The 14,135-nt window shown below is 40.3% G+C and carries 10 protein-coding genes; all 10 read right to left on the reverse strand.

Annotated elements, in window-relative coordinates; all coding sequences use genetic code 11:
• Window positions 1–28: 28 nt before the first annotated feature.
• On the reverse strand, window positions 29–772 hold the full coding sequence (locus tag V6E90_RS07570) for an adenosylcobinamide-GDP ribazoletransferase (protein ID WP_332604989.1): 744 nt from the start codon (window positions 770–772) through the stop codon (window positions 29–31).
• A gap of 100 nt (window positions 773–872) precedes the next feature.
• The gene (locus V6E90_RS07575) at window positions 873–2,456 is read right to left on the reverse strand and encodes a histidine-type phosphatase (protein ID WP_332604990.1); all 1,584 of its coding nucleotides are present in this window, start codon (window positions 2,454–2,456) and stop codon (window positions 873–875) included.
• 110 nt (window positions 2,457–2,566) lie between these two features.
• Window positions 2,567–3,172 (reverse strand): histidine phosphatase family protein, encoded by a 606-nt coding sequence (locus V6E90_RS07580; RefSeq protein WP_332604991.1) that lies wholly within the window; start codon window positions 3,170–3,172, stop codon window positions 2,567–2,569.
• Entirely contained in the window at window positions 3,162–4,232 is a 1,071-nt protein-coding gene (gene cobT, locus V6E90_RS07585) for a nicotinate-nucleotide--dimethylbenzimidazole phosphoribosyltransferase (RefSeq protein ID WP_332604992.1), read from the reverse strand. Before cobT ends, V6E90_RS07580 begins: the two co-directional genes overlap by 11 nt.
• Before the next feature lies 1 nt (window position 4,233).
• On the reverse strand, window positions 4,234–4,752 hold the full coding sequence (gene cobU / locus V6E90_RS07590) for a bifunctional adenosylcobinamide kinase/adenosylcobinamide-phosphate guanylyltransferase (protein ID WP_332604993.1): 519 nt from the start codon (window positions 4,750–4,752) through the stop codon (window positions 4,234–4,236).
• A 2-nt stretch (window positions 4,753–4,754) separates the two neighbouring features.
• The gene (locus tag V6E90_RS07595; RefSeq protein WP_332604994.1) at window positions 4,755–5,378 is read right to left on the reverse strand and encodes a 2'-5' RNA ligase family protein; all 624 of its coding nucleotides are present in this window, start codon (window positions 5,376–5,378) and stop codon (window positions 4,755–4,757) included.
• Between the two features lie 84 nt (window positions 5,379–5,462).
• Window positions 5,463–7,586, reverse strand: a complete 2,124-nt coding sequence (gene mtlD / locus V6E90_RS07600) for a bifunctional mannitol-1-phosphate dehydrogenase/phosphatase (protein ID WP_332604995.1) — start codon at window positions 7,584–7,586, stop codon at window positions 5,463–5,465.
• Between the two features lie 313 nt (window positions 7,587–7,899).
• Window positions 7,900–10,173 (reverse strand): TonB-dependent receptor, encoded by a 2,274-nt coding sequence (locus V6E90_RS07605; protein ID WP_332604996.1) that lies wholly within the window; start codon window positions 10,171–10,173, stop codon window positions 7,900–7,902.
• Window positions 10,174–10,454: 281 nt separating this feature from the next.
• Window positions 10,455–11,705: an MFS transporter gene (locus tag V6E90_RS07610; RefSeq protein WP_332604997.1), complete on the reverse strand. Its 1,251-nt coding sequence runs from the start codon at window positions 11,703–11,705 to the stop codon at window positions 10,455–10,457.
• 25 nt (window positions 11,706–11,730) lie between these two features.
• A complete protein-coding gene (locus V6E90_RS07615; RefSeq protein WP_332604998.1) occupies window positions 11,731–14,127 on the reverse strand; it encodes a TonB-dependent receptor in 2,397 nt (798 codons plus the stop codon).
• Window positions 14,128–14,135 lie beyond the last annotated feature (8 nt).

Below are 14,135 nucleotides of genomic sequence, written 5' to 3' on the forward strand. Positions count from 1 at the left end.
GATCACCCCACATCAAGTGGTCAATTTTTTAAATAATATAGAATGAAGCAATCACAGCACTGAGAATCACACCAGTTTCAGCCAACTCAATCGCAGCCCCCACCGTATCGCCGGTAATCCCGCCAATACGTTTAATAAATACAGAACGCAAATAGAAAAGCATCAGCAAAAAAACCAATAGTGCGACTAAACCCAGCCATTTAAACATACAAAGCAATGCAATTGTAATGACAAAAACCATCCAAAGTTGCTTTTTTGGCATGGAATCAGTCATAGAACGCCCTAAACCTTGAGCACGCATATAAGGTGTGGTGAGGAATAAAAACAGTGGCACACTGCGCCCCAGCATAGGCAAGACAATTAAAAAGGCAGCCATTTGTTGTTCGAGCAAAACGTATAAGGCCACAAATTTCAGCAAGCAGACTACGACTAAACTCAGCACGCCGATTGGACCACAAGCGGGGTCTTTCATGATTTTCAGGGTTCGTTCAGGATCACCAAATCCACCGACCCACGCATCTGCACTATCCGCTAAACCATCGAGATGTAATCCACCTGTTAGCCAAATCCAAAGTACGAGAATCAGCGCCGCGCTCAAGATAATCGGAAGCTTTACCAATAGCATTGCTGAGGCAAATAAAATCAATCCAAGCAACAAGCCAACCAAAGGATAAAATAGTAATGCCTGACCATTCCGCTTTGCACTTGGCATCGTTTTGAGTTCAATTGGTAAAACAGTCAAAAACTGCAAGGCAATCCAAAAAGGTGTCATGCAACCTCTCAATCACATCAGGTTCATCGTGCATGGATTATGAAGAAATAAAATTGGGAATAGCAAGCTATTCCCAAATGAAAAGGTCGAATATCTTAGATTATTGAATTTGATAACATTGTTTAAGCTTTAAATAATCATAATAAAAACTGTTATTGCTATAACGTGCATAGTTACAACTCGACTTAAACAAGGTTTCTTTCTCGTTATAGAACATTTTCAGCAAAGTTGTGCCTTGCTTATCTTGATAAATATCCCACTGTAGATTTGCTGCCATCGGTGACACCGTCTCACCACGCCAAGCGCTGGTGTTATAGCTATAAGTTTGACGTAACGGTAACGGCTGCATCATGTTATGCAACTCTAAACTGGTCGCCAAAGGAATAATGATTTCAGCATGAGCAAAACGTAATACTGCACGATGTGACTGCTGTTTATCAACAATCGCATCGACCTGTTTAAATAAATCCTGTTTTAAACCTTGGGCAATAGCACTGGTGACATTCTTCGATTCAGTAAAACTTGGGCCTTTGCTATAAAAATCATTGGCATCGTTAAATTCAGCATAGAACTTTGCTGCATCTACAGGCATATACTGATCAAAATCAGTCCCTTTCAGTTCAATTTTCATACCGCCTGAAATTGAATACAACTCGTAGATATAGGCTGCCACATCCACAGCACTGGCAATACTATTTTTGCCCTTACCTTTTTCAGTGATGGTTTCACCTTTAGGTGACGTGATGCTATAAGAACCGGTATTGCTAAACACATAACCTGTTGTTCCCAATTTTTTAATAAATTCAGGCTTAAAAAGTGGATTCAACACGCTCATCGCCACCTGTTCAGCACGGCTATTTTTCACAAGCTCATTGAGTTTATTGACCAAATCTACATCATCCTCTTCAAAATGCTGATAGGCTTGGCTAGCAGCGTAAATCGCCTGTTGTTGCGCCGATAAAGGCTGTGCTAAATCTTGCTCTTTATTCAAGCTATGAAAGTAAAGCTTAAAACGATCCACCCCACCATCTTCAATTGATGGCACACTACTACTGGTTAAACTGGTGTAAGAGACTGGAGAAATGTGTGTCTTGAGTTGTGGCTGCTGTTGAATCAATTCCGCAGTAAAAAACTTGGCACTATCTACGGCACGATCCACACCTGAACTTTGCACTAAAATTGATGATGATTGCTGTGCTGCACTTTGGAACAAAGTTGGAAGCCGTTGCAATAAACGATCCGCAATACCGCGATGCTCCTGAATACCTTGCATGCTTTCATTACCATAGCCAAACTGACGGATCCCCTCCACACCATAACCGAGAAGAATATTGGCCTTCATCATACTTTCCAAATCTGCCCCCAGCTTTTCACCTAAAGGGGTCAGTGCATTTTCAGCTTTGGTCTGTTTCCATAGGTTATACAACGCTAAATCATATTTGATGCTGGATAAACCACGCGAACCATGACGTGCAACCAGTTCAGTAAATACCGGTTGAAAGCCTTGCGGAATGGCTTCATATTTTTTGAGATCTTGTTGCGGTTGGTATGGAGTTTTAGTCTGATAATATTTTGATGCAGTATTGGTTTCTGGCGGATTTTGCGATTCAACGTGATCGTCATTATTACATGCCGCCAATACAATGCTCGCGCATAACACACTGCTTTTCAATAATATATTCATGGATGATTTGCTTATAGGTCAAGAAATGCCCTGTATCATAGGCAGTGGCAATGACAGTTCGATTACAAGACCCAAGCAAATACTGGAAATAGAATAAGATTTTATCGCTGCTAAGTTACTGTCTTTTCAGAAAAATGAATTTTATTTTCAATTTGAGTTAAGTTTAAAGCATATAGCTTTCCTAACTCTGCGTGCATGCTTAATAGATCATCTAACTTATGATGACGTGCCAAACAAGTGAGTAATTTAATCACCCCACCATGTGTCACCACCAAAGCCCTATTCCAATGATGCTGCTGCATTTGAGTATAAATTTCATCAAAACCATGCATAACGCGCTGCTGAAATTGATTCAGTGATTCCCCATTCGGTGCTTGATATCGGGTTGGATACTGCCAGAAATTTGCCAATAGCTCAGGCTCTGTTTCGTAGATGGTTTGCGTGGCAATACCTTCCCAATCACCAAAATACATTTCCTTAATTTCTGCATTGAGTAGCAAGGGCAATTCAAGTTGTTGCGCCAGTGCTGCCGCAAATTTTTGGCAGCGTTGTAATGGCGAACTGATGATCACGTCCCAGTGTACCTGAGCTTCGAGATGCTGCTGAATGGTGGATTGCATTTGCAACCAACCTTTTTCAGTCAAAGCATCATCGAGATGCCCACGCAAGGTATGACTCAATGCTGTTTCCCCATGCCGTAGTAAATCAAGGTGCAACTTTATCACCCGTAACTGCAGCTTCGGCAAAGGTGGCCATTTGATTATGCAGCACACAAGCCAGTTGCAACATAGACAGTGCAGCTCCTGCACCACTACCTTCACCCAAACGCAAATTCATGTTTAAAATAGGCTGAGCGTCTAAGGCTTTTAGCACACGCTGATGACCATATTCAGCCGATTGATGTCCAAACAACATCCATGCGCGACTGTGGAGTTGAATACGTACCGCACACAAGGCTGCAACCGAGCTAATAAAACCATCCACCACGATTGGCAAACCAAGTTGTGCACAACGGATATAAGCCCCCGTCATTGCAGCAATTTCCAGACCACCAACTGCAGCCAAGATTTTAAAAGCATCATCGGCAACATCTACTTGATGTCGCTTCACCGCTTGATCAATGACAGCAATCTTATGCTGTAACTGTTGGGAATTAATTCCTGTGCCCACACCCGTCAGTTGTTCGGCATCTTCATGCAACAATAAACAGGCCAGTGCTGAAGCTGAACAGGTATTGCCAATCCCCATTTCCCCTGCAATAAAAATATCAGCAGCTTGTGCTTTAGCGCGATCAACGCTGTCTTTACCCAGTTGTAAAGCCGCTAAGCATTCCTGTTCCGTCATTGCTGCTTGTTGAGCAAAATTGGCTGTACCTGCACGGATACAATGGCGCTCAACACCGACATAATCATAGGCCTCACCCACTGTACCACAATCAACAACCTGCAACTGTGCATGATGATGTTTGGCAATCACACTGATAGCTGCACCACCTGAGGCAAAATTTTGCAGCATTTGACGAGTCACGGCTTGCGGATAAGCCGAAATATTTTCGGCCACAACACCATGATCACCCGCAAAAATGGTAATCCAAGGCTGCTGAATCTGCGGATGGACCGTGCCTTGTAAGCTCGCCAATTGAATGGCTAGCTGCTCAAGTTGCCCCAAAGCGCCTGTGGGTTTGGTCAATTGCAGTTGACGTTGTTCAGCTTGTTGTTTGGCTTCTAAATCTGGTTGTTGTACGGCAGCTAAAAACCATTGCGCTTGTTCAGTCATGTTATTTCTCATCTTTTAAAATCATTGGAAAGCCTGCCACACAAAACATGACTTTATTGGCGAGTTGCCCCAAGGTCTGATGCAAACGCCCTGCTTCATCGACAAAACGACGGCTGATTTCTCCCATTGGTACCACTCCCAGCCCAGTTTCGTTACTGACCAGAATAATCTGAGAGTGTAGTTGTGGTAAGACCTCGAATAGTTTTTGCATCTGTTGTTGCTGCAAGGCTGGATCTTCAGCCAATAACAAATTAGTCAGCCACAAGGTTAAGCAATCGACCAAAATCAACTGATTAGCCTGATCGCATTGCAAGAGTTGATCTGCCAGATAAATCGGTTCTTCAAGCACTTGCCAATGGGCTGGACGTTGTTGTTGATGATGCGCAATACGCTGCTGCATTTCTGCATCTAAGGCCTGCGCCGTTGCAATATAAATGACGGATAAACCTGTCTCTTTGGCGGTTTGTTCTGCCAAACGACTTTTACCAGAGCGCGCCCCACCTAAAATCAGTTGCAACATATCTAACCTAGTTCAATTTGCTGATAAGGATACAGTAATCCCTGTAAAATCTGTGCCTTGTAATAGCCGAAAGTCAGTTTTTTGACCTGGATCTTCATGGTTTTTAACGAAAGTTGTTGTATCCGCTGCAATACCATATCACTCAGCCAAGCTTCACGATACAGACCTAAAGTAATATGCGGACAATATTCAAGTGCAGCAACCTCTCCCGATACATAAGCAAATTGCTGACGAATTTGGGCCAGTACGCCCTGATGATCTTGAATCTGTAGGAACAAGGCACTGCTAAAGCTGTCAATTTGTGCGATTTCCAGCTCAAAAGCTGTGAGCTGTAATGCTTTGATCCGTTTGATCTGCTGCTGTAATTGTTGAATCTGAAAATCATCGTCGTATTGCTGAACAGCAGGCTGCAAGAAACCACTGACAAATAAAGTAATGTGATATTGGCGTTGCTGTGCCGGAAGCAGTAGATCAGAAAATTGTGCTTGAATTTTATCTAAATATTGAATCAATTCAGGTTGATCAATCTCAATATACCAAAGCCCATAATCTGAGCGACCTTTGTGCCATTCAGGATAATCGCGTATTTCGGTCGCAATCAACTGGGTATCTGCTCGTAATAACACAACTTCAGCATTCTGTTTAAGGTTGTGTTATTCAAACATAAACCCAGATCAAAGTTAAGCTGCATTCACCGTGAGCACTGATGTTTATGCCGTTAGAGGTTTCAACTCCTCCAACTGTGACATGAATGCATTGTCATTGAGTTCCGCCTGAATCCCGTGATAGAGCTGGTTTAATAAGGCTTTTTTCTGATTTTCAGTGATGTCCATATGTTCAATATTGGTCTGGACATGTTTTACTATCTTAATCTCATCCAGCCCAAGCATTTTCAGCGCATAGGCATAGCCATAAATTGCACCTTGCATTAACTTTTGATAAGGGAGTTGTTGCTGCACATGCGATTCTAAGCTACCTAAAACACGCTCATTCAGATTGAGTTTTCTAAGCGGATCACGAGCTACACGTTCACAAGGATCTTTATAGGCCGCTCGGCAAGAATGCAGGAAACTTTCCGCCATTCGGTCCAGTTCTTTGGCTTGATTGGGAATCATATTGGCTAGACCCAATTTAACTTCGTTAACCACCTGCTCTGCATATTTCATGATTTTTGGATCCGCCATGGCGATACCAATGGTGTCATGTCCAAGTGCACTGGCATACCACGCCAACATGGCATGACAGCCATTCCATAGACGGTTCTTAATGATTTGAATCTCAGAAATCTGATCCACTAAAATCATTTGACGCATTTTGCTTAATAACGGGCTACGATTTTCCACATAAATCGGCATATCCGTTTCACTATGGAACAAGATCAGATCCATATTTTGTAGGAATTGCCCTGTTTGAAACTGTCCGCGCATATCTTCTAAACAATGTGTGATCTGCTGTTCCTGCTTTTCAGTCAACGCAGTTTCATCTGACAACTCAATCGTTTCTGGATTGAGGTCATTTTGATATTGTTTGAACAGGTTATGCTTAATATTGAGCTGACGATATAGGGCCTGATCGGTAAGCTTGGATACCATTCGATTGACCACGGTATCGCAAAAATAATGTTCACTTAAAATATGTTCGGCAATATCCTCATCCGTCAATTCCAATAAAGCTTCACGGATATGTTTTAAGACCAAATATTTTGCGCAGACTTTATTTAAAATAATCAAAAAAGTAATCGGCTCATTGTTGTCTGCATCTGCTGACATGAAACGAGCCAATAATCCCTTCGCAATGATTTTTGCCTCAGACTCAATCGCTTGTTCTGGTAAGCACAGTGCGATCAGGCTAGATTGCATATACATTTCTAACATCTGCTGTTCATTGTCAGCATCAATCACTGTGAGATTATCAATACGCTCATCATAAGAAGACTGGCCATAGCGAATGCTATAGCTACCAAAACTATTGACTGACTCTAGATATAGACGATTTCGGGTTGAGGCCAGAATGCGTTTTGGTCGTGTATAACCATCCCAATACGACAAGATTTGTGCAATATAGCCACCACCAATGGCACCAAAACCATGAATCCCAACAGTCAACTGGTTAGAACTTTGTGGAAATAACTCTTGTAACTGTGGCATGCCCATTTCGGGAATAAACTCATCTAAAGCATTCAAACATTCGTACATATCAGAATAATAGAAGTTTGCTTTCGAGAGCATATGATCGTTGGGTTCTTTTATATCTTTAAATAAAATGGTAATTCCGCCTGCATCATAGGCTGAACAAATTCCATTTTCAGAATCTTCGAACATCAGACACTGTTGCGGTTGTAAGTTTAGTTTTTGTGCGGCTTTAAAAAAGATTTCTGGATGCGGTTTGCCTTTTTCAACTTCATCCCCACAGACCAAAAGATCAAAAAATTTATAAACATTCGCGTTAATTAAATATTCTTCTGCAATTGCTCGACGACTCGAAGTCGCGACTGCCATTTTTAAGCCTGATTTTCTTAGACGCTCTAAGACTTGTACCAAGCCTTTTTTAATCGGCACGCCATTGTTACGTACAAACTCTAATTCAACTTCATCTGCACGTTTGCGAATGGCAGTATAGGGAACATTTGCACCGTAAAACTTTTGTGCTAGCTGCTCAGATGCTTTCGCACTCAACCCTAGACACTGCATCAAATATTCATCTGAAAATTCCTGTCCAATCAGCTCTTTTGATGCCTGTTTCAATGTCTGGAAGCGTAAACGCTCGGTATCAAACATTGTTCCATCCATGTCAAAAAGCGCTCCTTGAACAGGATAATCATGAAAAATAAGCATCTTTACTCCTTTATCTATCTTGTTATGACGTTTTATAGGGTACATAAAAAAATTGGCTAAAATCCAAAACGTCAATAAATGAAATAAATTTGATTAAAAAATAAACAACAAGGCTATTTTTCTCAGCTATATTCGATTGAAATAGTCAGAATACTTGCATTATGAGGAAAACAATGAACGTTTTTTCACCTAAAAATCATAATTTGGTTGACAAAAATCAGAAAGACATTAAAAAACAGCTATTAAAATATACAGATATAAAGTATCAAAAAAATATCCGTAGCGATGACGGATATTTTTTGATATCAATTAGTTAATAGTTAAAAGTATAGCTTAGACCATAGGTACGGCCTTCAGCGGGAATCGCAAGTAATGGATTGCCATTTGATACTGCAGCTTGTTGTGCGAATACAGTATTGTATTGGAGACCCCAAACATTATATACACCAAAATCTACGCGGCCTTTCCAGGCAGGAACATGTCCTAATACATCCATAGTCGCATAGCCTTTAATTTTTGCTGCACTATTCGCATCTGCTTTAACAGCAGCTTGGAATGCGGCATCTTGGCTTGCATTCGCACGAGCAACAAGTTCACGATCATCATTATAAGCCTTGTTGCTTCCCTTGATTGCTTGCATCTGAACGCGAACACCATAACCTTCATTGTTGTCCCATTCAGCAAATAACGTTCCTTTGATTGGAGAAACTGCAAATGAATTGAGTTCATGCCATTGATTTGCTGCATCTTTATATTGACCACGAGTATATCCCAAAGTACCACCAACCTTGTAGCTGTCCATAAATGGATAACTTAGGGTTGCTTCTGCTCCATATACACGTTGATCAGTGTCTACAATTTTTGCTGCTCGGTTATTAAATTGTACCGTTTTATCAGAGGTATTATAAAAACCGGTTAAACCAAGGTTGAGACCATCATCCTGATTTAAACGCCAACCTAACTCATAACTATTTACCGTAATCGGCTGAAGGTTTGATGTTGAAACCGTGTAGGTTGATACGTCACGGAGCATACGCTGTACATCTGGAAAGCTAAAACCTTGAGAAAAGTTAGCATAAACTTGCTGAGTATCGTTGAGCTTATAAACCGCACCTAAATTAAATAGCGGTTTATCGTCATGTGTTGAATCTGCAGGGACTGTTACAGACTCACGACTTGGAATATAAGCATCGGTATCTGCCTGAATATATTGATAGCGAATACCTGCTTGAATATTCAATTGGTCATTCACAGCAAAGTCACCTTGTACAAAGGTGCCAATATTTTGAATTTCGGTGTTAGGACCGTATCCTTTGCGTACACCAGTTGGAGTATAAACTAAATATGGGTATTTCGTCGCCAAGATATCAATATACTGCTCGTCTTTTTCCCAATCATAGTCGAGGCCATAGGTCAGTTTTAGCTCTCTATCTGCAATATTAAAGTCTGACTGCATGGTTGATCGTAAACCCGCAACTTTAACTTCTGATTGAGATTGATTCACTGAAGTTACAGCTTTGGTTGTTAAACCATAAGGGAAAAATCTTGCTTTCTCATTACGGTAGTAAGCTTCAACATTGAGCACTTGACCTAAAAAATCTTGATTTTGGTACTGCGAATTTACTGCATAGCGTTCAGTAAATAGATGATCACTCAATTTCAAGCCTTTAATTGCTTTATAGCTTGGGGCTCCCATGTCATTACTTGTCCCCGTTGTCGGTAAGTATGAATAATCAGGGCCGTAATCTGTATCTTGTTTGTCTTTATAATATTGTGCGCCAAAGCTTAGGCTTTGTTTATCTGTTAGATTGAAATTCAAACGTCCATTTACATCGAGGGTATCCGTATCCATGGTGCTACCTTGCCAAGGACTTAAAGAAATTCGATCCCCATTCCCATCAAACTGAGAACCACGACTGGTAAAGTTTGCGCCTAAAAAACCATCCACATTGCCTTGACTAAAGGAAACCGATTGCCCGACTTCATATGCTAAACCATCACCTCTAAATGTATCCGAAGAAGTAATCCCAACTTTGGATTCAAAGCTCAACGGTTTTGAGGTGTCCGCACGTTTGGTAATAATATTAATAATACCACCCGTTGCGCCAGAGCCATAAATACTGGTCGCCCCTGAGATAATCTCAATACGCTCAATCATGCTTGGACTAATACTATTTAGCTGACGCGAAACATCTCGTGAACCTGTTTGTGAAACACCATCAATCATTACCAAAACATTGCGCCCACGCATGGTTTGACCATAATTACTGGTATTACCGCTGCTTGGTGCGAGTGATGGAACAAGTTGTGCCAGTACATCTGCAACTTTTCGCCCTGCTATGGCTTGCTGTGCAATCTGTGCTTGGTCAATGGTCTGTACTGTCCCTGCAATTTCTGCAATATTCTTCGGTGTACGGGTTGCAGTCACAACAATTTTTTCTAACTGTGCGACAGGTTTCTGTGATGACTCAACTACAGCAGCATTTTCTGCATTCGCATGTTGTACAAACATTGCCATAACAGCAAGATAACCTGGTGTCATTTTAAACAGGGCTGGTTTTGCCCTAAACTCATTATTGGCTGTCATTTTCTCTTTTCTCCAAAACCCGAATATCACTCAAAAAACATCCAAAAGGCAGGCTATAATACTAAATAAAAATAATAATGAGAATCATTTTAAACAAGATGTCTTATCTATATTCATTTCGTTAAGTTGTTAATATCACCACCCTGCTAAATCTATTTAAGTGGTTGCATCAATCTTATAAACAACAAACCTTTTGCATCACAATGATCAGCCAATCATAAATAAGACGTTCAATAACGATATTCATCTAACAAATATGAAAATAGATATTTTTTTCTTTTTTACTCAGCTAAAAGATACTTTTGCTGTTGGCGTATAAAAAACCAGCAAAAGTACAATCCAATGAATAACATTAAAAATAAGAGTAAATAAAATGGAAAATGAGTGTTAAAACGGTACAGGAATGTACTCAGTAAGGGACCAACAATTAAACCCAATGCCTGTGTTGCCGTACAAAAACTTGCCATTTTAACTTGTGATTGTTGTGATACGGCCTGAGCAGCACCTGTGGTAAATGCAGGTAATAAACATGCCACAGAAACCCCATAAAAAATATAACTGGCCTGAAATACAAAAATTGTAGGTGCATAGAGTGAAAGTAATAAGCCAAAACACATGGTGACTAAACCAATAATCACTAAACTATTTAATTTAAGTTGTAAGACTTTCACAATTAAAAGCTGCGTCAGTACCAGACAGACTCCAACCACTAACATACATTGAGAGAAATAAATCGCACTTTGTTGGCTACTGAGATAAAACCGATCCTGAATATAAAAACCAGCCGTCATATTCAAGGTCACAATCGCAACATATGTCGCAAAACCAAGAACTAACCAAATAAAACTTTGTTTGAGAATCGACTCATGCTCGGTGGTACTCTTTTCTTCTTGTTCAAACTTCGAGCTATCAGTTTGGCTTTTTGGGATTTTACTAAACAGGATGCTAAGTGCAATACTCACCAAACCCAGTAAGGCCACTGCAATCCACATCGGAAAAAGTAAACCGCCAAACAATAAAACAGAGGTTGCAAATGGACCTACAATCATGCCAAAACTATTCATTGCGCCAAACATAGCCATCTGTTTGCTACGATCAGCGGCTTCACTCGCATGTGTCATTACATAGCTTTGCAGACCAATTTGTGGCAAAGCCATAAAAATGCCTGTAGAAGCACGACTCAGTACCAGCAAAATAAAAATCAATAGTGTTGGTAAAATGGCTTTTGTTCCAAAATACAAAATCAGGGTAAAAATAGCCCAAGTAAAAGTCATTCCCCAAAAACCATAATTGACGAGTTGCTTAGGAGACTGATTGCTTTTATTTTTCGCAATCCAAATCGATGCTAATGCCATACAGATTGCCCCTGCTGAAACAATCACACCACCTTGAAATTCAGATAAATGTAATTGACGAGTCAGTGGAGCCAATAAAGGGAGAATCATGGAAAAACAAGTTCCATTGATCAAAGCAGCTAAAGCTAAAAATTTTAGATTATTGTTCATCATCAAAATCATCAAAAGAAAAGGCATCTAAACAGATGCCTTTTTGATTAGATTAGTATTTGAGGGTATAGCTCAAACCATAAGTACGGCCTTGTGCAGGCAGGCTCGACATAGCGCCATAAACAGATTCCGCAGCTTGGCTAAATACAGTTTTATATTCCGTATTCCAAACGTTATAGATACCAAAGCCTACCGTTCCTGGACCAGCTTTCGCATTGGCGATCACATCCATTACGGCAAAACCTTTAATTTCGCTAGGCAGTTTGATATTTTTTCGACCTGCTGGATCTATATTTTTATAGTCTTGCATTTCTTTTGTCGCTTTATCAGTACCACTTACAGCAAGTGCTTGAACACGGAGACCAAAGCCGTCTGTAAATTGCCAATCCGTATAGAGCGTACCTTTTAAAGGAGAAATACGGGTGCTATCTAACTCTTGCCATTTTCCATCTGAATTTTTAAATTGCCCACGTGTATAAGCGACTGTACCTCCTAATGACATACTCTCAGTTACTGGATAATTAACATTTGCTTCAGCACCATAAATACGCTCATCAGTATCCACAACATCAATGTTGTATGCTGGGGCACTATTAAAGCGTACAACTTTATCTGAAGTATTATAAAAAGCAGTTACACTTGTATTTAGACCGCTATCACCTTGCAAACGCCAACCTAATTCATAGTTATTGACCTTGATCGGATCAATATTATTACTATTTACAACGAAATTAGCTGGAACGTCACGAAGCATACGTTGCACATCAGGAATGCTAAAACCCTGTGAGAAGTTAGCAAAAACTTGTTGAGCATCATTTAAATGATAAACTGCACCTAAGTTAAATAATGTCGCATCATGTTTAACCTTACCTCCTGCCAATGCTTTTGCGGTATATGGATATTTTAAGTCGTTTGTCAAAATGTCAGCAGGAATAGATTCACGATAAGGCGTTGAATCAGAAACTTTACTGTCTATTCGTTCATGGCGAATACCAGCTTGAACATTCAATCGATCTGATACTTCATAATGCCCCTGTAAAAAGGCACCTAATTTTTTAATTTCTGTGTCTGGTCCAAATTGATATGTTTTCTCTGGTTCAAAATTCAGACCATTACTTGCATAAAACTGATCAAAGCTAAATCGACGCGCAGAGGCTTTATCCTTTTCATTTTCATAATCTACGCCGTAAATTAAACCTAACTTACGATTTGAAATCTCAAAATCTTTTTGTAAGGCAGTACGTAAGCCCCAAACATCAATTTCTGATTCTGACTGTAAAACAGCATAGCCTAGACGAACAGCTTTTAAGAAATCAGGTGAACGTGGGTCAGCATAATTTGGATAAAGTTGTGCTAAGCCACCATTTAAAGTGCCATGTCCAAGTGGAGACACTGTTGGAAACCAACGCCCTTTTTCATTACGATAAAATGCTTCAACATTCAACTTTTGGCCCAATATATCTTGATTTTCATATTGGGTATTAATTGCATAACGCTTTGTTCTAGGCTGAGTATCTAATTGTAAACCTTTGACTGCTTTTAAACTCGGGGTCACAGCCGTTGGAAATAATAAATTGGCTGCATTATAACCAGAAATTTGCCCGTAATCGGCGCCATAATCACTATCTTGTTCGTCATTATAATATTGTGCGCCGATACTAATACTTTGCTTGTCAGTAAACTGCCAACCCAAGCGACCATTCACATCAATAGTTTCTGTATCTTGACGGTCAGTCTGTGCGACTTCAGGCCCAATTCGGTCACCATGACTGTCTTGAATCTCACCGCGTTTGGTATAGCTTGCCCCAAGAAAACCATTCCAGTCCCCTTGTTTAAAAGCAGCAGATTGATACACCTCATAAGCCAAGGCATCATTTTTAAAGTTATCGCCAGAAGTTACGCCAAGTTTTGATTCAAAATGAACGCCGTCGGTCGACCCTTTTTTAGTAATGATATTGATGATCCCACCTGTTGCACCAGAACCATAAATACTACTTGCCCCCGAGACCACTTCAACACGCTCAATCATATCTGGGCTAATACTATTTAATTGACGTGAACTATCACGCGAACCTGTTTGTGGTACGCCATCAATCATGTATTGAACTGTACGACCGCGCATGGTCATACCATAGTTACTGGTTGTACCAGAACTTGGTGTTAACGATGGAACTAATAAACCTAAAATATCTGCTGTGCTTTTACCCGCAGCGGCTTGTTTTGCAATATCTTCTTGTTCAATGCGATACACAGTACCTGCAATTTCAGCAATACTTTGTGCTGAACGCGATGCTGTCACTACGATAGGTGCAAGTTGTGTTGGTTTTTGACTTGTTACAGCAGCAGTCGTTTGAACAGATGCATCTGTTTCAACTGTTTGAGCATATAGCTGAGTACTGATTGCTAAGCTTAACAGCGTTAATGATGTTGAAAGTGAACGTACTTTCATAAATTACC

The sequence above is a fragment of the Acinetobacter sp. ESBL14 genome (genome assembly GCF_036668815.1).
Lineage (GTDB): Bacteria > Pseudomonadota > Gammaproteobacteria > Pseudomonadales > Moraxellaceae > Acinetobacter > Acinetobacter gyllenbergii.